The organism is Roseibium sp. SCP14, assembly GCF_040329475.1.
Taxonomy (GTDB): Bacteria; Pseudomonadota; Alphaproteobacteria; order Rhizobiales; family Stappiaceae; genus Roseibium.
In genome coordinates, this window is record NZ_JBDZYH010000001.1 from 835,812 (window position 1) to 855,590 (window position 19,779).

The 19,779-nt window shown below is 56.2% G+C and carries 19 protein-coding genes; 10 read left to right on the forward strand and 9 right to left on the reverse strand.

Annotated features, from left to right (window positions below; all coding sequences use genetic code 11):
• Positions 1-118 precede the first annotated feature (118 nt).
• Positions 119-490, forward strand: coding sequence for a VOC family protein (locus ABLQ08_RS03860; protein ID WP_352939763.1), 372 nt, complete (start codon positions 119-121; stop codon positions 488-490).
• A 252-nt stretch (positions 491-742) separates the two neighbouring features.
• Here ABLQ08_RS03860 and ABLQ08_RS03865 read toward each other — a convergent pair whose 3' ends face one another.
• Positions 743-1,168: a PACE efflux transporter gene (locus ABLQ08_RS03865; RefSeq protein WP_352939765.1), complete on the reverse strand. Its 426-nt coding sequence runs from the start codon at positions 1,166-1,168 to the stop codon at positions 743-745.
• 111 nt (positions 1,169-1,279) lie between these two features.
• On the opposite strand from ABLQ08_RS03865, the gene ABLQ08_RS03870 reads away from it, so the two are divergent.
• Positions 1,280-2,182: a LysR family transcriptional regulator gene (locus ABLQ08_RS03870; protein WP_352939767.1), complete on the forward strand. Its 903-nt coding sequence runs from the start codon at positions 1,280-1,282 to the stop codon at positions 2,180-2,182.
• Here the strand turns inward: ABLQ08_RS03870 and ABLQ08_RS03875 are convergent.
• Entirely contained in the window at positions 2,179-3,060 is an 882-nt protein-coding gene (locus tag ABLQ08_RS03875; RefSeq protein ID WP_352939769.1) for an SDR family oxidoreductase, read from the reverse strand. The two genes, ABLQ08_RS03870 and ABLQ08_RS03875, sit on opposite strands and share 4 nt — an antisense overlap.
• A gap of 410 nt (positions 3,061-3,470) precedes the next feature.
• Between ABLQ08_RS03875 and ABLQ08_RS03880 the strand changes: the two genes are divergently transcribed.
• The gene (locus tag ABLQ08_RS03880) at positions 3,471-4,658 is read left to right on the forward strand and encodes a D-alanyl-D-alanine carboxypeptidase/D-alanyl-D-alanine-endopeptidase (RefSeq protein ID WP_352939771.1); all 1,188 of its coding nucleotides are present in this window, start codon (positions 3,471-3,473) and stop codon (positions 4,656-4,658) included.
• A gap of 161 nt (positions 4,659-4,819) precedes the next feature.
• On the opposite strand, the gene ABLQ08_RS03885 is transcribed toward ABLQ08_RS03880, so the two are convergent.
• Complete coding sequence (locus ABLQ08_RS03885; RefSeq protein WP_352939773.1) at positions 4,820-5,725, reverse strand: alpha/beta hydrolase; 906 nt, start codon at positions 5,723-5,725, stop codon at positions 4,820-4,822.
• A gap of 384 nt (positions 5,726-6,109) precedes the next feature.
• Between ABLQ08_RS03885 and ABLQ08_RS03890 the strand changes: the two genes are divergently transcribed.
• The 4 genes from ABLQ08_RS03890 (at position 6,110) to ABLQ08_RS03905 (ending at position 9,995) form a co-directional block, all read left to right on the forward strand.
• Complete coding sequence (locus ABLQ08_RS03890) at positions 6,110-6,814, forward strand: ParA family protein (protein WP_352939775.1); 705 nt, start codon at positions 6,110-6,112, stop codon at positions 6,812-6,814.
• Positions 6,815-6,958: 144 nt separating this feature from the next.
• Positions 6,959-7,915, forward strand: coding sequence for an HlyD family secretion protein (locus ABLQ08_RS03895; protein WP_352939777.1), 957 nt, complete (start codon positions 6,959-6,961; stop codon positions 7,913-7,915).
• The gene (locus ABLQ08_RS03900; protein ID WP_352939779.1) at positions 7,912-8,850 is read left to right on the forward strand and encodes an ABC transporter ATP-binding protein; all 939 of its coding nucleotides are present in this window, start codon (positions 7,912-7,914) and stop codon (positions 8,848-8,850) included. The genes ABLQ08_RS03895 and ABLQ08_RS03900 overlap by 4 nt, the downstream gene beginning before the upstream one ends.
• Positions 8,847-9,995 carry an ABC transporter permease gene (locus ABLQ08_RS03905; RefSeq protein ID WP_352939781.1) on the forward strand — a complete coding sequence of 383 codons (1,149 nt, stop codon included), beginning with the start codon at positions 8,847-8,849 and terminating at the stop codon, positions 9,993-9,995. The genes ABLQ08_RS03900 and ABLQ08_RS03905 overlap by 4 nt, the downstream gene beginning before the upstream one ends.
• Before the next feature lie 39 nt (positions 9,996-10,034).
• Here the strand turns inward: ABLQ08_RS03905 and ABLQ08_RS03910 are convergent, their stop codons facing one another.
• The 5 genes from ABLQ08_RS03910 to phnD all read right to left on the reverse strand — a co-directional run bounded on the left by ABLQ08_RS03910 (position 10,035) and on the right by phnD (position 14,709).
• Complete coding sequence (locus tag ABLQ08_RS03910) at positions 10,035-10,955, reverse strand: DMT family transporter (protein ID WP_352939783.1); 921 nt, start codon at positions 10,953-10,955, stop codon at positions 10,035-10,037.
• A 351-nt stretch (positions 10,956-11,306) separates the two neighbouring features.
• Entirely contained in the window at positions 11,307-12,104 is a 798-nt protein-coding gene (gene phnE / locus ABLQ08_RS03915) for a phosphonate ABC transporter, permease protein PhnE (protein WP_352939785.1), read from the reverse strand.
• Positions 12,104-12,898 (reverse strand): phosphonate ABC transporter, permease protein PhnE, encoded by a 795-nt coding sequence (phnE, locus tag ABLQ08_RS03920; RefSeq protein ID WP_352939787.1) that lies wholly within the window; start codon positions 12,896-12,898, stop codon positions 12,104-12,106. Before phnE (ABLQ08_RS03920) ends, phnE (ABLQ08_RS03915) begins: the two co-directional genes overlap by 1 nt.
• Complete coding sequence (gene phnC / locus ABLQ08_RS03925) at positions 12,895-13,668, reverse strand: phosphonate ABC transporter ATP-binding protein (protein ID WP_352939789.1); 774 nt, start codon at positions 13,666-13,668, stop codon at positions 12,895-12,897. Before phnC ends, phnE (ABLQ08_RS03920) begins: the two co-directional genes overlap by 4 nt.
• Before the next feature lie 63 nt (positions 13,669-13,731).
• A complete protein-coding gene (gene phnD / locus ABLQ08_RS03930; RefSeq protein WP_352939791.1) occupies positions 13,732-14,709 on the reverse strand; it encodes a phosphate/phosphite/phosphonate ABC transporter substrate-binding protein in 978 nt (325 codons plus the stop codon).
• 252 nt (positions 14,710-14,961) lie between these two features.
• Here phnD and ABLQ08_RS03935 point away from each other — a divergent pair, with 252 nt between their 5' ends.
• Together ABLQ08_RS03935 and ABLQ08_RS03940 are read left to right on the forward strand one after the other, a co-directional pair.
• Positions 14,962-15,693, forward strand: coding sequence for a response regulator transcription factor (locus ABLQ08_RS03935; protein ID WP_352939793.1), 732 nt, complete (start codon positions 14,962-14,964; stop codon positions 15,691-15,693).
• A complete protein-coding gene (locus ABLQ08_RS03940) occupies positions 15,690-18,197 on the forward strand; it encodes an ATP-binding protein (protein WP_352939795.1) in 2,508 nt (835 codons plus the stop codon). Before ABLQ08_RS03935 ends, ABLQ08_RS03940 begins: the two co-directional genes overlap by 4 nt.
• Before the next feature lie 70 nt (positions 18,198-18,267).
• Here ABLQ08_RS03940 and ABLQ08_RS03945 read toward each other — a convergent pair whose 3' ends face one another.
• Entirely contained in the window at positions 18,268-18,600 is a 333-nt protein-coding gene (locus ABLQ08_RS03945; protein WP_352939797.1) for a hypothetical protein, read from the reverse strand.
• A gap of 342 nt (positions 18,601-18,942) precedes the next feature.
• On the opposite strand from ABLQ08_RS03945, the gene minC reads away from it, so the two are divergent.
• The gene (minC, locus tag ABLQ08_RS03950; protein WP_352939799.1) at positions 18,943-19,731 is read left to right on the forward strand and encodes a septum site-determining protein MinC; all 789 of its coding nucleotides are present in this window, start codon (positions 18,943-18,945) and stop codon (positions 19,729-19,731) included.
• Positions 19,732-19,779 lie beyond the last annotated feature (48 nt).

Here is a 19,779-nt window from a genome sequence, read left to right on the forward strand (position 1 = left end):
ATCATTGGATTGCTGGATTGCTTCAAACAACCATGCCCGTCAATTCATGCGGCAGCGGTATGAGACGTCTTTGTGCAAGGAAGATACCCTGGATCTGCTTTTCTAATGAGAACGATGCATGACAAACCCAGTACACTATTTCGAGATACCGGTCACAAATATGGATCGTGCCGTCGCGTTCTATCAGCGTGTCTTCAGCTTCGAATTCGATCGCCGGGTTGTCGATGGATACGAGATGGCTTTCTTTCCCCGTGCCGATGATCGTCCAGGGGCAAGTGGTGCCCTGGTGAAAGGCGATGTTTACAAACCCTCGCTCGCTGGCTGCATTCTCTACTTCGATGTGGACGACATCGACGAGGTGCTGCGACTGTCTCAAGCCGAGGGCGGCACAGTGCTTTACCCTAAGAAAGATATTGGAACGGCCGGCTTTGTCGCAGAGATCGAGGACAGCGAAGGAAACAGAATTGCACTGAATGCTGTGAACTCGTGATCAGCAGGGGTTCGCTCCTTCGAAGCGACGAACTGCAACATAGTGGGTTCTGAACGGCCTCAGTTGTGCATCGCCAGGATTACGCGCAAGCTCAAGTGAATATGAAGGAATTCGTCGACGCAGCCTTTCATGCTCCCCCCAGCATCCGTAGCTCCGGGATTGAAACTGTCATTCACCGCGTTTTGCTGCGTGGACGAAGCGGTCGTTCGCGCTGCGACCTCCGCCAACAGTTGGCATTTCGCAATATCCAGATCACGGTCTCGTCTGACTGGAAAGCTTCTCGTGAGACCAATCGAACACGATATTGAAGAAGAAGGTATAGAAGACAATAAACACAATCAGCACCGCTTCCAGCCGCAACGCGTCCCACAATGTCAGGCCCATGGCCCAGGCGAGAACTGGCAAGGTGATGGCGACAAAGGTGCCTTCAAACAGCAATGCATGAACCACCCGCACCGCAGCGGATTTGTACGTGTCTTTTCTGATGTTTGCCAAGCACCAATCAAACGTCAAATTGAAAACCACATTCCACAGCATCGCCGCCATCGAAAAAAACACCCCCAGGATCAGCGATTTCTGCACGTCGACCTCCGAGATTATCGGCAGCAGCAAGGCGATGCTCAGCAGTGCAAAGATCTCATACAACACCGCATGAATCATTCGGCCGGCAAATTTCATGATTGATTTCCTTCATCCCACTCTGAGCTGACGTTTCACCCGGTTGAAGCGATTAATAAAGGCATATACCATAGCCTTGATAGATAGAATGATTGATAGATCAGGATCGAAATGCGCGCGTCATTCGAGCAATTGGAGGCATTTGTCACCACTCACACGGAAGGGTCATTTTCGGCAGCGGCCCGAAAATGCAACAAGGCACAATCAGTGATCAGCACTCTGGTCGCAAATCTTGAGATCGATTTGGACGTTGAACTCTTTGACCGCAGCCGGCGGTATCCGACGTTGACCCCCGCGGGGGATGCGCTGATCTCTCAGGCCGAAATTCTGCTGGAACGGCACAGCCGATTTCTGGCCATCGCCGATGCGCTGTCCGCACCCCTTGAGAGCCGCATCACGCTTGCCATGGCACCGCATATCAAGCTGGCAAACCTGGGTGAGATCATTCGCGACTTGAGTGCTGAATTCCCATCCGTTGATGTTGAAATCCAATCTTTTGCCGCTGAAGAAATCCAGCGCTTGATCGGTCAAGGGGTGGTGGATCTCGGTATCATTCTGGAGCCGGAAGGTATCCCCAAGGCGCTGGATTTTCGCTCATTGGGTACACTCAAACTGGTCTGCGTCGGCCATCCGGAAAGCCCGCTGGCGCAAAGACCTTCAGTCTCTTGGGAAGAGTTGCGCCTGCATCGTCAGATTTTGTTGATAGAAGCCGACAATCCCAATAGTGCGATCCTCAAGGCATCGTCATCTATCTGGCAGGTTAGCACCGCGGCGGAGGCGGTCGATCTTGTACAGGCCGACTTGGGGTGGTCGGCGCTGCCACTACATGCGGTGGATGTCTTTGTTCAAACCGGTGCGCTGAAAATACTTCCGCTGCAATTTGAAACCAAACCCTATGCCGAGCGCGCCGTTGATTTAATCTGGTCGTTCCAAAGGCCAATGGGTCAGGCGACCGCCAAGCTCCTGGAAAGCCTGGCGGAAAACGCCATCATTAAAAATTCCGCCAATGCCTAGGTATCGCTGCGAAGCTCTTCGGCAAAGGACGAAATCGTGTGTTTTGGCGTCCCGAGTATTTTCCAGGTTTCGCCGCTCACCTGCTCTTCCCGCAATTGCTGCACGAATGTCAGCACATGTTCGATAAAAATTGCCTGTTCCTCAGGCAACCCCATCTCGCCGGTCGCCTCCATCGGCAATTGAATGACTTCTGCCTCGGGGGCGAATGTTCCCAGGAACTCCTTCGCCGCCTCTGAATAGGTCATGGCTTGCCGGCCTTGCACGGCAAACTCTTTGTTTTTGGCCGCTTCGTTGCCAATGGCATTAAAGACCAGATCCGCCAGATCGCTCGAGTTGGTGAACCAGATCGGATGAACGTGGTTTCCGATAACGGCCAGTTGGTTGTCCATCAGTAGTTTGGTCAGGGAATCGAGAAAGAACGAGCAATAGAAGAATGTAAAAGGGATGCCAGACGCCTTAATGGCATCGATCCCACCCTTTCGGATAGCATTCGTACCGTAGGCCATGCCATCAGTCGAGAATTCGGGATGCATGTAGTCGACGCCTGCGATTTGCATGATGTGCTGAACACCCGCCTCTTGTGCTGCAGCGACAACATTGATCACGCCCTCGCGTTCCGTGTGGAAGGGCTGTGACGTGTCCAGCGACTCCGTGTTCAGCGTAATATAGAGCGTTTCAGTTCCCCGCAGCGCTGCCGTCAGACTGGACGGATCCGACACGTCACCCTGAACAAGACGCATCTCGGAAGGCAGCTTGGATTCTGCGGCCACCGGGTCTCGTACAATGGCGGTTACTTCAGTGCCTTTTTCGACAAGTTTGGCAGTTACCCGATGCCCTAGATGGCCTGTGGCGCCGATGATGGTGATCTTCCTGGTCATGGTGCAATCTCCTGTTTCAGCAACGCTTCTACAAGCAGGACTGCGATATGTTTAATTATTACCTATCTTAAAAAGAGATAGAACTTTGGAGTAAGCAATGGACTGGACCAAACAATGGCCAAGTCGTCCGTCTGCTCCCGCCCCCCCAAAAAAAATTGCCGAACATTCTTGAGTGATGGGCACATTTACAGGACGTACTCTGTTGCAGAGCCGCAATGCAGAATGTCGCAAAGTGAGGAAGGTTCGCTTTTGACAAGGAACATTCGCAATCAATCGAATTTCCAAGTGACTTGTGAAGTTGGACCGGACCTCACAATTTCCGTGGCGTAAATCGGCGATGTGTTGGATGATGCTCGCTCGGTATTCGTCTAATTCACCAGCCGCATGAACAGTGGCTGACTGGAGCCTCTATGCGCTTGCTTGCTCTCACTCTTGCTCTCTTTGTTTTTTCCAAACCGGCCCTGGCTGGTATCCAAGACAAGGTCGCGGCCGTTGCGCCTTCGGGTGTCGTGCTCGTGTTGGATAAAGAGGGCGACGATTTGGTGGCACAAAACGCTGACCAGGACTTCGTTCCGGCCTCTGTCGCGAAGGTCGTCACAGCATGGTTGGCCCTGGAGGTCCTGGGCGCCGACTACCGGTTCAAAACCCACTTTTACCTGGACAGCGACAGGGTATTGTATGTTCGCGGCGGCGGCGACCCTTTCCTTGTCTCCGAAGAGCTCGCGCTGCTCGCACCCGAACTTGTCGCCGTGACCGGCAAGGAGCCGTTTACAAGTCTTGTTCTAGACACAAGCTATTACCCTGCAGATCTTCGCATCCCTGGTATCGAAGACACCGACGAGGCGTATGACGCCCTAAACTCGGCACTCGCAGTAAACTTCAACACGATCCATGCGGTGCGCCGCGGAAACTCCGTCCGCTCCGCAGAGAAACAAACTCCGATAACTCCTTTGGCGGTGAGTCAGTTCCGCGAGCGAGGCCCCAAAGGACGCGGCCGTATTAGCCTTGCCCAAGAAGATCCTTCTGTGGGCGTGCGGTACGCCGGCGAGCTTCTCGTCGCCTTTGTCGAGCAAGCCGGCGGAAGCGTTGAAGGCGAAATATCAATCGGATCCGTACCAGAGAACCTGGCACCTGTTCATGTGCACCACCAGTCACGCCCCCTTTCGGAGATCCTGACTCAGCTGATGCTTGGGTCGAACAATTACATCGCCAACCAGATCTTTCTGGAAATTGGCGCATATCGTCTCGGTGGGCCGGTCAGCCTTGAGAAGTCGCTGCAAATCGCTGAGAAGGTCTTCGCCGAACACGACATTGTCGAGGCCATCGAACTCAAGGAAGGTTCGGGCATCAGCCCCGAAAACCGTTTTTCGACATATGGCCTGGCCAAAGTGCTGCAACAGTTTGCTCCGCATGCCGAGCTCCTCCCCAAGACCCGGGCCGGTTCCCGGTACAAGACAGGCACGATCCCCGGTGTGCGCACGCTGGCCGGATATGCCAACACTTCCAAGCACGGGTTGGTGCCCTTCGTGATCTCTCTGGGAGGCAGTACCGGAAAGACACGCTTCCGCGTGCTCCGGACCATCGAACGCGGTCTTTAAACCACTTCGAGAAATGACTGGATCACTTAATCGTTTGCCTAAAATCTACGACTTTGACGCGACAAGCCACGCCCTTTGTTTCGAGGCTTTCATAACAACCTAAAGTCGAGCTTAGGCCAGCGCTGCTGAAGAGCCTGGGTCGTCAGCTTTCTGGTGCGAGGTCAACCAAGCATCCAGTTCAGCACCAGTCGCCAGTCGGTCATGCGGATAGGTGTCCCGTGCGTACCGGTGTCGAACAGGGTGAACTTGATCGGGTAGTTCGGTGCACGCGATTTGATCTGCTTGTAGAAGTTGGCCTGGGTCTCCCAGTTGTAGACCCTGTCCAGGGTTCCCTGCCCCATATAGATCGGCACGTTGCGCGACAGTGCACCGGAGGACAGGAAATTGGGGTCCTTGGGAGAACCGAGCAGCAAGATACCGTTGAGCAAACGGGAGTATTGGGCGCTTTTTACCAGGTTCCAGCATATGATGCCGCCCATGGATCCGCAGGCGACGACAACCTTCGCTCCCGGCGACAGCTGTTTCTGATATTGGATCAGAGCCGCAACATCGGCCGTACCGCGTTTGCCAAAATCCTTGATATCGACAGTCAGATAGGCACCGCCGTTGCGAACCATCAGGTTTTGCACCCTGTTGAAATTTCCGCCGAAGGAAACGTCGTTCATGCCTTGAAAGCGGTTGCCACCCTGACCGTGGATGTAGATGACGATCGCCTTGGCGCCACCCTTCCACTTGCCCGTTCCCATATAGCTGATGGTGCGGCCATTGGCATTCAGCTCGGCACTGCCACGCCCGCGTTTGGGCTTGTAGGAAACGTAGTTGCCGTAGACCCGGCGCTCGTCGACTTCGTCCCGGTCTCGCAAGTCCCGTTGCTTTGAATATTCGACGACGATGAAATCGCCATTGTAAAGCGTTTCGGTGACCTTCTTGTAGCGGAACAATCGGTCCTTGTAGGGTTTAAGCGCTTCGGCATGACCTGTTCCGGCTGACGCCAGTGTCACAGCGGCAGACAACAATATTCCTTGTGCAACACGGGCCGGTCGGGCTGTCAGAAACCGGTACAGCATCAGGCGTCCTTCATTCGGGCAAATCACTTGTTCAAAACCAGTCCACACCCTACGCAGACCCCGCCGCCCACGCAATCGGCATGCGAAGCAAAACGAGAGAGGAATTACATCCGCTCCCTTGTTGGATATCCGGATTGAAGACCAAGTTTTCGGGAGGTTTTGACCGGAGAGAAAGTAAACAAAACCTTCACCGAACCAGCACTCTCGCGATTTGTACCAAGACTTCGACGCGCCTTATCCACAAAACTTTATGACTTCTGAATAACTTCCTTCCAATTTGCGAATTTAAGGAATTGGTAACCATAAAATTTCCAGACTGCCAAACAGAGAAGTCCGGAAGAGACTTTTCAAAAGACGATGCACGGCAAGGTCAGGAGAGCCCACATGCCAGTCATTTCCTTCGCAAATGCAAAGGGCGGTGCCGGTAAAACCACTGCTGCTTTGTTGCTGGCGACAGAAGTCGCCGCACGGGGAAAAAGTGTCACCATCTTCGATGCAGATCCGCAGAAGTGGATTTCGAAATGGTACGAGCTGCCGCAAAAGTGCCCGGGAATTTCGGTCATCAGCGAGATTTCACCGGCGTCCATCACCGAGCAGATTACATTTGCTGCCGAACACTCGGATTATGTGATCGTTGATCTGGAGGGAACGGAAAACCTTATCGTCGCCAACGCGCTTTCCGTTTCGGATCTGGTGGTTGTGCCGATCCAGGGGTCTTCCATGGATGCCCGGGGCGGTGCCAAGATCCTGACACTGATCAAGAAGCTTGAAAAGATCGTCCGTCACGACATCAAGCACTGCGTGGTGCTGACCCGCACGAATGCGGCTGTGACCACCCGTGCAATGAAGGCCGTGCAGGACTTCCTTTCCGCCCAGAATATCGACGTGTTGATGACGCCCATCGTCGAACGTGCTGCCTTCCGGGACTTGTTCGAATTCGGCGGGGGTCTGGCGGATCTGGAAAAGTCCCAGGTGTCCGGCCTGATCAAGGCCAAGGAGAACGCTTCCCTTTATGCCGCTGAAGTTCTGGAGCGCGCAATCAAGGTGCCGAAAAAGCGCTGGTACAACATCTTCAAGCGCGCAAGCTGAAGCAGTCGATCTCAGGAAATTCTGGAAGCCGGGCCCTGCCCGGCTTTTTCATTTGCAGAGATGGTGCCGGGCAGACAAGCGCGCTAAGGTAGCGGACATCCAGCGCCTCATCTGCGCCATGTTGCTGATCCTCTGGAGGAATTCATGCTTGCGACGCTCTTTCGTTCAACCCGGGTTGCTACCATTTGCCTGCTGTTGGCGGCTTGTTACGGCGAAGATGGCAATGTCGCACTCGGCACGCTGGAACGAGACAGGGTTGCGCTTACGGCAACTGCAAATGAAATTCTTGTCGCCCTCCCGGTTCCGCAGGGAACGTTCGTTTCCGCAGGAACCGTGCTGGCACAGCTGAACCCGGATGAACAGCAGGCCATCGTCAACCAGTCCCGCGCCGAAGTTGAGCAATCCAAGGCCAATCTGCTGAAGCTGGAAAACGGCGCCCGGGAGGAAGACATCGCCAAGGCGGAAGCAAGTGTCGCCGGCTCCAAGGCCGAGCTGGTCGACGCGGAAGCAACGTTTCAACGCTACAAGGATCTTACCGGTCGCGGCACAACGAGCCAGGCTCAACTCGACAGCGCGCGCGCCTCGCGTGACGCAGCCGTGGCCAGCCTGAAGAGCGCCGAGGAACAGCTGAAGGAGCTGGTCACCGGGACGCGCCCGGAAGATCTTGATATTGCCCGCGCCGAACTGGCTGCGGCCGAAGCGAGCCTTGCCACCCAGGAAAAGATCCTGTCCGACCTGACGATTACTGCATCACGCGATGGCGTGCTGGACAGCTTGCCCTGGAACCTTGGCGAAAGGGTCACCGTTGGCAGCCCGGTCGCAGTGCTGCTTGCCGGGGATGCTCCTTATGCCCGGGTCTATGTTCCCGAGCCGCACAGGGTCAAGATCAACGAAGGCGACAAGCTTCAGGTCAGGGTCGATGGCCTGGACGATCCAATTGAAGGATCCGTGCGCTGGATCAGTTCCGAACCTTCCTTCACGCCCTATTACGCGCTCAACCAATCGGAACGCGCCCGCCTCATGTATGTGGCTGAAGTGCAGCTGCCCAACAGCGCCTCCAACCTGCCGAACGGAGTTCCGGCCCAGGTGATGCTGCCGTGAGCGGGGACGCTGCCGACATCGTGGTCCGCGCCCAAGGGCTGGTCAAGAAATTCAAGGACTTCCGGGCGGTTGACGGATTGGACCTGACGATCGAGCGCGGCATGATCTACGGATTTCTGGGCCCGAACGGCTGTGGCAAGACAACAGCAATGCGCATGCTCACCGGACTGCTGACGCCGACAGAAGGCACTGTTGAGGTTCTTGGTCTTTCAGTCCCAAAGGATGCGGAAACCCTCAAATACAAGATCGGCTACATGACCCAGGCGTTCTCGCTTTATGGCGATCTCACGGTCCTGGAAAACCTTGATTTCATGGCGACCATCTATGGCATGCCCGCCAAACAGCGAAAAAAGCGTATCGGCGAAGTCATGGAGCGTTACTCCCTGACGGATCTCAAGAACCGCTTTGCCGGCAAGATGAGTGGAGGTCAGCGGCAGCGTCTAGCACTTGCAACCGCAGTGCTGCACGAACCTCAACTCCTGTTTCTGGACGAGCCGACATCTGCCGTCGATCCGGAATCCCGCCGTCACTTCTGGGAGCAACTTTTCGATCTTGTCGAAGGTGGCACGTCCATTGTCGTTACCACGCACTTCATGGACGAAGCTGAACGCTGTCACAAGATTGCGATCATGGAGGCCGGTCAGAAACGGGCCGACGGTGCGCCGAAAGACCTGATGGCGGCCATGGGAGCCAACGTGGTCGAAATCGAGGGGCCGAACCTGCGCGATATTCGTCGGCATCTGCTGGGCACGGACGGCATCATGGCAGCCGCCCAGCTGGGTGCCCGGCTGCGGGTTCTGGTGAAAGACGAGGTTCCCGACCCGGAAGGTTTCCTTAAGGCGAAACCGGAAACAGACGGCGCCACCCTCATCGAGAAGGTCAGGCCGAACCTGGAAGACGTGTTCGTAACCGCGACTGGGGAAGGTCGCCAATGATGAGATCCCTTACTCGCATTTCAGCAGTCTTCTTTAAGGAACTTGCCCAGCTGCGCCGGGACCGAATGACCTTCGGGATGGTGATCATGATCCCGCTGATCCAGTTGATCTTGTTCGGCTACGCCATCAACACCAATGTCCGCGACATCCCAGTCGCAGTGGTCGACCAGAGCCAGACTGCCCTCAGCCGGATTCTCATCCAGATCGTGGAAGCGACGACGGTAGTCAAGGTCACCGAACGCCTGACATCCGTTCAGGAAGCCGAAGAGGCCATCCGGTCGGCGCGCGTACGCGCCGCCTTCATCCTGCCGGATGATCTGTCTCAACGCATTGTCCGCTCGCCTTCGGTAGGGCTCGAAACACCACCATCGACAGATCAGGAAACCAGCCGGCCGGTCGCACAATGGATTGTCGACGGATCTGACACGATGATTGCAGGGGCCATCAAATCTCTGCGCAGCATGCCGCTCTCCGAACTTAACCGGCAGCCGCCAAACAGGTCCACCGCCACGTTTGAAGTGGCGCTATTCTTCAACCCGGAACAACGCACGGCCATCAATATCGTGCCCGGTCTGGTGGGGATCATCCTCACCATGACCATGATCATGTTCACGTCCGCTGCGATCGTGAGAGAACGCGAACGCGGCAACATGGAAATGCTGATCAACACGCCTGTCCGGCCGATGGAGCTGATGATCGGCAAGATCATCCCCTATATTTTCATCGGCCTCCTGCAAACGGTCATCATTCTCGGACTGGGACATCTTCTGTTCAATGTGCCCTTCGGTGACAGAACGCTCGACCTTTTCATCGGAACCCTTCTTTTCATCGGTGCAAGCCTGTCCCTTGGACTGGTCATGTCGACCATTGCCAAAAGTCAACTGCAGGCGACCCAGATGACGGTGTTCGTGTTGCTGCCGTCGATCCTGCTATCCGGCTTCATGTTTCCCTATGAAGGCATGCCGCTGATTGCCCAGTACATCGCCGAAATCTTTCCCGCGACCCACTTCATGCGCATGATCCGCGGCTTCGTGCTGCGGGATGCGACGATCCTGGACCTGCATCGCGATGTGCTCTGGATGTGCGGTTTCTTTGTGCTCGGGATGTTCGTCGCAGCCCTGAGATTCAAAAAGAAGCTGGACTAGGCGAACTTGCCAGCCCCTGTTCCCCGAAGCCCAAGAGCATCACTTCGGTTGCGGCCCCGTGTCGAAGCGCGGATTAGCAGTCTTCAGAACGGGTGTGCGTTTGGAGACGTTTTCCCGGCTTTCACGCCAGACAACAAACAGGCCGGACGAGATAATCACAAAGGAACCGAGCGCAACGTAAAAGTCCGGTGTTTCGGAAAAGAAAAGCGCTCCGAAAAAGGTCGCCCACAGGATCTGGCTGTATTGCAAAGGCGCAACGAATGCCGCAGGCGCCGCGCGGTAGGCACCGATGATGAACAGCTGGGCAATCACGGACAGAAATCCGATGGTCGCCATCAACCCGAGATCTTCAAGGGCCACGGGTTTGTAAACGAACGGCAGCGTCGTCGACATCGCAAGCATCGACAGGATCATCGGATAGAGAATGAGCACCGCCGAGCGCTCCTCTCCCCCGAGTTTCCTGGTCAGGATTGAGGACAGGGCACTGGAACAGGCTGCCGTCAATCCGCTGATGTGACCGAACGACAGCTCCGTCATTCCCGGACGCAACACGATCAGAACCCCGATCAAGCCGATGACGACAGCAGCCCACCGCTGTGCCCTCACCGTTTCTCCCAGAAGTGGAACGGACAGGACAGTGACGATCAGCGGCATTGCGAACAAAAGCGCATAGACCTCTGCAAGCGGCAGGACCGTAAAGGCATAAAATGCGCAAGACATGGACACGATGGCCAGGACCGAGCGGAGGAGAACCAGCCAGGGATGGTGGGGCTGGAAATTGTCTATGGCCTTGTCGGCAAGAATGATCATGGAAACCGGCACAAAGGCAAAAAGCATGGAAAAAAAGATGATCTGAAACACGGGATACGTGCCACCCAGCGACTTGATGACGGCGTCGTGGGTGGAAAAGAATGCAAACGCAAGAAGCGCAGCGACAAATCCCTTGAACGTTTCAGTCATAGGCACGGCCTTTGGTATTTTGTGGTAGTCGCCGGCAGCACTGACACGGCGCAGGCGTTAAATTCCTGGAGGCGATACGGCCGCAGAGCCGTTGCTCCGGATCCTTGCAGTCAATCATCGGCAGAAGCAGAAGTTCTTTCGGATCATCTCCGAATAATGAAAAAGTGCAAGGTCGCACAGGTGGTTTGTGGCGATTTCCTGTGTCTTGTCGCTTGCCCGCAACAATAAATAGGCAGCGGAAACCGGTTGGCTCCCGCTGCCTTTTTGCCGTTATGACAGTGCCTTAGATCAAAGACTGCATCTATTGGCTTCGGCGAATGAAACTCCTGTGCGCAGATTTCATTCGCGGCTTCAAAGTATCTTGCGCCGCAGATAGGAGGAAACGACTTCCCCGGCCACGACGAGCGCAATAATGGCAAGAAGAACCGTGGACACTTCCTGCCAGTTGAACGTGTCGATGGCACCCTGGAGGATGACGCCGATCCCCCCTGCTCCAACCAGCCCCAGAACAGTCGACTCCCTGAGGTTGATGTCCCAGCGCAGAATGCTGACGGCAAAGAAAGTCGGCAGGACCTGAGGCACGATCGCGTAGAGCACGACCTTGAAGTGGGATGCGCCACATGCCTGCAGAGCCTCGACGGGTTTCGGATCGATCTCCTCGATCGCCTCACCGAGCAGTTTGCCCAGGAAACCGATCGAGCGGAACATGATTGCGACGATCCCCGCCACCACCCCCGGCCCGAAAATGGCGACGAACAACAGTGCCCAGATAATGGTGTTGACCGAGCGGGACGAGACCAGAATGAACCGGCCGATCCAGAGTGTCACTGCATTGGGTGTGGTGTTCTGAGCTGCGATATAGGCAACGGGCAGTGCCAGAACCACGGCAAGCGCCGTCGCAATGGTCGCCAGGTTCACCGTTTCCCACAAGGCCTCCAGGATCTGCTGGAGGTTGGTTGGATCGGGCGGCACCATACGGCTGAAGAGGTCACCCATCTGGGTCGGAGCGTCCCAGACCCATTCCCAGATGATGTTCACGCTGCTCAGGGCCCAAGCCACGATGAGAGCGGTCAATGCAAATATCGCATAGCGTTGAAAGCGCTGCTGTGGCGTAAATCTCGCCCACTCTTGAAGATGAACCTGTTCCATTATGCGATCCGCTTTCTGATTGCACCGCTGACGGCTTCGGAAATCAGGATGACCCCAACGATGACCATCGTGATGGCCAGGGCAAAGTCATAGTCATAACGGCCGAAGGCATTTGCCAGAGTGGCCCCGATTCCGCCGGCGCCAACGATGCCGACCACGGCGGATGCCCTGAGGTTGCTGTCGAGCTGATAGATGCCGAGACCGATCTGGCGCTGCATGATTTGAGGAACGACGGCGTAGACCAGAGTGGACAGAAACGGAGCACCTGCGGCTTTCATTGCTTCCACGGGGCCCGGGTCGATTTCCTCGATACGCTCGGCCAGAAGCTTTGCGACAAACCCGATGGAATAGACAATCAGTGTCAGAATGCCTGCAAAAGGCCCAAACCCGACCGCCTTCACGAAGACGATCGCCACGATCACCGGGTGAAAACTGCGCGCGACAATGACGATGGCCCGCCCGAGATAGTAGATGGGCAGCGGCGCGATGTTCCGGGCCGCCATGAATGCAATCGGTATCGACAGGAAGATCCCGCCAACCGTCGCAAGAATGGCAATCTTCAGGCTTTCAAGAAAACCGTTGATCAGCAGTTCGCTACGCTGAAAGCTTGGAGGAAATGCGCCGCCAAAGATCCTGCCGGCACGTGCCAGGCCCTGTGCGACACGATCCCAGTCGATAGGCAGGGTCGCGAGCGTGAGAACGACATAGAATGCGATTGCCGCATAGAGACCGTATCGCAGAACCGGGTTGGTTATGAAGGGCTGTTTGCGCCAGTGATCCCGTGCCGCGCTCATGCCGCCGCACCTTCAACCTGACGGTCGGCATGTGGAATGCCGGAATAGATCTCGTGCATCGCTTCATCGGTAAGCGCGGCCGGCAGATCGTCAAAAATAATGCGGCCGTAGCGCATGCCGACGATCCTGTCGCTGAACTGTTTTGCTTCGTTGACGTTGTGGATGTTGATGATGACCGGCAGCTTCAATTCGCTCGCCAGATCCCGCAGAAGGGTCATGATCTGCTCGGACGTTTTCGGGTCAAGCGAGGCGGTCGGCTCGTCCGCGAGCAGAATTTCCGGTTGTTGCATCAGCGCCCTGATAACGCCGACGCGCTGGCGCTCGCCGCCGGAGAGCTCGTCGGCGCGTTTGTCCGCATAGTGCGCGATACCAACCCGTTCCATCAGCTCGAATGCACGCTGAATGTCTTCCTTCGGGTAACGGCGGCTGAGCGCAGCCCATGTGGAAATGTACCCCAGTCGTCCGCTTTGAACGTTTTCCATCACCGTCAGGCGGTCGACCAGATTGAAACTTTGAAAAACCATTCCGATCCGCCGGCGCGCAACGCGCAGGTCACGCTTGCCCAGTGCGGTAAATTCGGTGCCGTTCAGGGTGATCGTTCCGGAGGTGGGCTCAACCAAACGGTTGATGCAGCGCAGCAGCGTGCTCTTGCCTGCGCCGGACGAGCCGATTACCGAGACCACCTGCTCGCCAGCGACTTCAAGGTTCAGACCCTTCAACACAGGATCTCCAGCCCCATAACTTTTTACAAGGCTTGATATTGTAAGCATGATTTACCCCGTTTGGAGCGGCCCGCCGGAAGACAGAGTGCGGCGGGCCGACTGGCCAGTTTCTTATTTGGCAAGACCTTGCGGCGTGTACTCGACGCCGTTGCTGGCCTGGATCTGCCGGATTACGGCCCACTGGTCCTTGTAGGTGATGGGAACGAACTTGCTTACGCCTTCGAATTCCTCACCGAGCTTGTTGCCCTTGAAGTCGAAGCTGAAGAACGCTTCCTTGATCTTTTCAACCAGTGCCGGGTCCAGGTCGTGAGCATAGTTGAAGGACGTGGTCGGGAACGGGTCACTCTCCCAGACAAGGCGAACCTCTGCCGGGTCGTAAAGCCCGCGATCCGCCATGCGTTCCACAACCTCGGAGGCAACCGGTGCAGCGTCGTAGTCACCTGCAACCACGCCCAGCATGGACTGGTCGTGTGATCCGGAATAGATGACTTCATAATCCTGATCCGGCACGACGCCGAGCGCAGGGAAGAGAGCGCGCGGGGCCTGGTTTCCGGAGTTTGAAGTCGGAGACGTGTGGGCAACGCGTTTACCGGCAAGATCCGCCGGCTTCTGAATATCGGAGTCAGCCTGCGTAAACACCTGCAGGCGGTAACCGAACTGGCCGTCTTCGCTGCCCATGATCGCAAACGGCACCGCACCGGCGAGGTTCACTGCAAATGGCGTCGGTCCGGTCGAAAAGCCTGCAATGTGCAGACGGCCGGAACGCATGGCTTCCACTTCGGCCGAGTTTGACTGAACCGCGAAGAACTGAACGTCCTTGCCGGTCACGTTTTCCAGATGATCGATGAACGGTGCCCAGATGTCGGCATAGACCGCAGGATCCTCGACAGGAGTATAGGCAAAAACCAGTGTGTCGGGATTGGTGAGTTTGGCCGGATCGGTCGGCGCATCGGCAACGAGGTCGCCATTGGCGTCACAATAGATAGTGTCCAGCGCACCCTGGTTCGCACAGTCCGCGGCATATGCAGACGAAACGGCGAAACCGGTTACGAAAGCCGCGGAACCGAGCCGGGCCAGCAAGTTCTTCATAATTTCCTCCCAAATGGATCGTTCTGGCCTCGCAATGAGTTGCGAAGGCTCCTTGAAGGACCGAGGCAAGCCTAGCGGTAGTCGGCGCGGGAAAACGAGCAGGGAAGTGTTAACAGAACAGCCCGCTCAGGGCTTTTTCGTTAACAGTGTTACAACGCTCACGCGTGTACTGAAACAATTGTAATTAAATTCTGGTCTTCCGGCCGGTTCTTCATGTTAGACAGCTCAATAAACCTGCAAAAGAGCTGCATCATGGAAGCGAACGCACAAAATCCGGTAATCGCCATCATCGATGATGATCCGGATGTGCGCGAAACGCTTTCCGCTCTCATGGAAGCAAGCGGCTTCGCTCCCGTCGCGTTTCACGACAGTGACAGTTTCAAGTCTTCAGGCAGCCTGCAGGACTACGATCTGGCGCTGATCGACCTGCGGCTCAAAGGTGAATCCGGTCTCACGCTGGCAATTCATATTCGTGAATCCAGCGAGCTTCCCATCGTCATGCTGACTGGCGTCGGCGATGAAATCGACAAGATCATCGGATTGGAAACGGGTGCCGATGACTATCTGATGAAACCGTTCAATCCACGAGAACTGGTCGCTCGCATCCGTGCGGTGCTGCGGCGGTACGGTCATGGTGTCTCGGCTTCGGCCAAGGCCGGCAAAGACCATGAAATCACCTTTGGCGACAAGCGGGTCAACCTGAAACGACGGGAGTTGCTGGACCCCAACGGTGACGAGATACCACTGACCAACGCGGAATACGTCTTGCTGGAGTATTTCGTGAAGAATCCCGATCGCATCATTCCCCGGACGGACCTGATGCGTGAAATCGGCAGCGACATGCAGCGATATGTGGACAGAACAATCGATGTCCTGATCTTGAGACTGCGCCGCAAGATCGAAGACGTTCCGTCCAAGCCGGTCCATCTGCAGACACGCCGGGCGCAAGGCTATATTTTCGTTCTTCAGGCGGACAGGCCATGAGCACCGCCCGTCTCCGGCAGCCCAGTATCCGGTCTTTGCTGCTTTCGGCGATCGGCCTGCTGCTGGTCGGTATCTTGGTCGTTGGAACAATCTCCCTCATCACGCTCAACAATGCGGAAGAGCAACTTGGAACGTTTCATGACCAAACTCTGACCGAAGTATCCAACGCTCTGGAACTATCCGGCAGCGCATCCCAGCTGGCAACGTCCGCACCGTTTCTGATGACGCTTGGACCTAGTTTTCAGTTGGAGAGCGAGGCAATGGAAATTCTCGCAATGCTCGAACGGATCGAGGAACTCGGCGGAAACGATCCGGATCTCGCACGTCCCCTCGCCCGCATCAGAGCGGCAATCCTCGACCTTGTCACAGTGATGGATCCACGGGGCAAGACCGCTTCCACGCTGACACTGATTGATCAGGACCTGGAACGGCTTCTGAGACGGTTCCGCAGGCTCGCACAGGCCCCCGAGCAACCACCGCAGAACAAACAGAGCTGGTCCTCGCTGCAACAGCTGGTCATGACCGCCATGGGCGCACTGCGGAGCCAGGAACTGATCAAGATCGGCGACCATCAGCGCACCTATCGCCGCATCAGGCAGGACATCGGTGTCAACCAGCCCATTCACGTTCTTGCGGCTCTGACTGAAGTTGAAGAAGTCGTTCGCAAGAGAGGCGATCTGTTTTCGCTCCGCTTCTCGGACCTTGCCGCCAGGCTTGATGCGGAAAATGCTCTTTTCCGGATCCGTACGGAAGTCGCCCAGGTGAACGCCTATGCCTTGCAGAAGGTTGCTGACGCCAGAGCCAGATTGCAGGTTTCCAGAGATCAGACGACAACAAGCATTACGTTTGCAAAGGCGGTTATTCTCGTCCTGACCGCCATCAGCATGATCGTGGCCGCGGGCGCAGCGCTTTTCGTTTCGCGCTACGTGGTTGGCAACCTGCACCAGATCACGGACGTCATGAAGCGCCTCGCAGCCGGTGACCTGAAGGCCCGGCTTCCCAAGAAGACAAGCGCTTCCGACGAAATCGGCCAGCTGTCGGAAGCCTTCCGGAAGTTCCGTTCCAATGCCTTGAGACTGGAGCGCAAGACCCGGGAAGTCTGGCGGCGGAACGAGCTTTTCATCACGGTGTTTCAGAACATCAGCGACGGTGTTGCGGTCCTGTCTCCGACCGGTCAGATCATCGCCGAGAACGGACGTGTCCGCGAACTCCTGCGCTTGGATCCGGTTAGCGGTGACAATCGGCTAACGCTTGCCGAACTTATCGAACGTTCCTCATTTGAACGCAGAGCCAATGAAAACGACCGGGCCGGGTTCGGCGAATACGCAAGCCCGGCTGGGAATGTTCTGGAGGTACGCCAGTCCGCCCTGCCCGATGATGGATCAGTCTGGCTTTTCTCGGAAACCACCGAGCGCAAACGCATAGATGAACGTCTGGAGGAAATCCGGCGTGTCGAAAGTCTTGGCAAGGTCACCGGCGAAGTCGCTCATGACTTCGGCAACATCCTTTCGACGATTTCCGGCAACCTGCACATGTTGGAGGGCGAATTGTCGCCCAAAGCATCCATGCTCCGTGCCAGGATCAATGATGCGGTCGAACTCGGCGTCTCGCTGATTGAAAGACTGCTGGCCTTTGCCCGCAAACAGCATCTGGCCCCTCAGGAGACGGACATTGCGGCCATCGCCGAAGGGATGGAAGACCTTCTTTCCATGGCGTTGCCGGAGACCGTGAACCTCGTCATCAATTGCGAGGACGGACCGTTGATGGCCAGGATCGATCCGGGTCAGCTGGAGAGTGCAATCCTCAATCTGTGCGTCAATGCCGGTCAGGCGATTGCGGATGACGGGCAAATAGAGATCGGCGTGGCACGGCAACCGGACGGAAAAATTGCGCTTTCGGTCAAGGACAACGGTTGCGGCATGGACGCAGACACGCTCCGCCAGGCCGCCGAACCTTTCTTCAGTGCTCGTCCCGACGGTGAAGGCACGGGGCTCGGTCTGTCCATGGTTCACGGATTTGCACACCAGTCGGGAGGATCCATCCAGATCGTCTCCCAGCCCGATCAGGGTACCTGCGTGACCTTGCTCTTTCCGCAGCAGCAAACCTCGTCCGTTTTTTCCCCTGCGCCCTGTCTCCGGGGGCAGGCTATGGTTGTCGACGACGACCGGAAATCCGCAAATGTCATTTCCGGTCAACTAAGAAAGCTTGGCTATTCGGTCACGGCAGTCCACACGTTCGACGAAGCTCAATCCATCATTAGGCAGGGCGAACCGCTTGCAGCCGTCGTAACGGACCTGCAACTCGACAATGGCCATTCCGGATGGGACCTGGTTCCGCAGGTTCTGGACAGGCACGGCGATTGCAAACTGGTTGTCGTCTCCGGGCACCTGCCGGAAAGGGCGCCGGTGTCGCACGCCTATCGCAATCGGTTCGCGATGCTCTCCAAACCGGTCGGCGAAGCAGCCCTTGCCGAATATCTTGCCGCGTCCCTTCAGGACGCTTGATCGAACAGAGAGAGCAGACCTCATTCCGGTCCGCGTTCACTGTGTCGCGTTCGAAACGGCAGAAAAAGGGTCAGACGAACACGCGCGCCAATGCGGCCACGGCAAGCGCGGTCGCCGCCCGCTTGGGGCCGGCAAATTCAGATGCGGCCTGCCCCGGAACCATCAATTGAACGCTGTTGAGGTCTGATGCATCCAGGTGGTCAAGATCGGCCCCTTTGGCAGCTTCTTCGGCGGAGTAGCGGATTTCGTCGAGCATACGCACCAGGCTTTGCCAAATATGCAAAGGTGGCGCATCACTCGTGCTGCACCAGCGAACAATTTCATCTTCCGATACATTCAGAGCAGCGGCCGCCTCCCCCGTCGAGAGGCCGACATAACCCATTATGTCACTGAAATTACTCATGCACATCCCCAAGACGCCTCAGCGCCTCACACTTCCGACAGGTTATAGTGCATTGCAATATGACAAATTTCCAGCCCTTTACAAGAAATTAGTTAACTCATGTCGTGGCGAAGGAGTTCACTTTTTGTCACGGGATTGATTCTCACAAGGCGCATTGTCAAAACTTGCAGGTACGGGCAATACCTTTTTCCTCATCGACTCACCGGAACCGCCAATTGCCTGAAATTGCATGTGAAAATTGATATCGGTGGAAAACGGCCGACTGCCCAAATGTGAGGTTCGGTTAATGTTACGTTTATAGGACCAAATCAACTGAACAAATGATGCCGTCGGACCTCTTAAATGAAGTTCAAGGGAAAATCCTTTATTGCCATCGTGCTCTCACCCGAACCACCCTTCGAGGACTGGTTCCGGGAAATTGACCGCATCATCTTGCGCTCACCCGGCTTTTTCATTGACCGGCCGATCGTTCTTGATGTTCGTGGCAGCAAAATTCCGATCGAAGACCTGGAAAAACTGCTTGCAGGTCTGTCCGAGCGTTCAATCAGGGTCATGGGAATTGACGGTGTCGCAGGAACCCGGTTGAAACCCGGTATGCCGCCAAGTTTCTCCGGTGGCAGACTGGCTTCGGAAGTGGAAGTGCCAACCCCTTCCAAAGAGACTTCAAAGTCGAACGAGGGGGCTGAAGCAAAGCAGTCCGAAGGCACGACTTCTTCAAAGAAAAAGAAGACAAGTGCCAACGGACCGTCCGCCAATGGCGCCTCGGAAGAAACCGCTCCGCAGGCCGAAGCTCTCGACAATGAAGCGTCTATCGTCATCACCGAACCGGTTCGATCCGGTCAGAGCATTTTGCACCCGGATGGTGACGTGACCGTCATTGGGTCCGTCAGTTCCGGCGCGGAGATTATCGCCGGTGGATCCATCCACGTTTACGGCGCCCTGCGCGGTCGGGCGCTTGCGGGTGTTGCGGGCAAGGACGACGCCCGGATCTTTTGTTCGAGGCTGGATGCCGAGTTGGTCTCGATCAACGGACTTTACAAAGTCGCGGACGATTTCGACCGGTCTCTGCGCAATGCGCCCACTCAGATCCGCTTTGAAAATGAAACGCTGGTCTTCGAAGAACTGAACTAACCCCTGCCCTGGCGCACAGAAAGTGGCCAGTGCCGAAAACAAAAACAG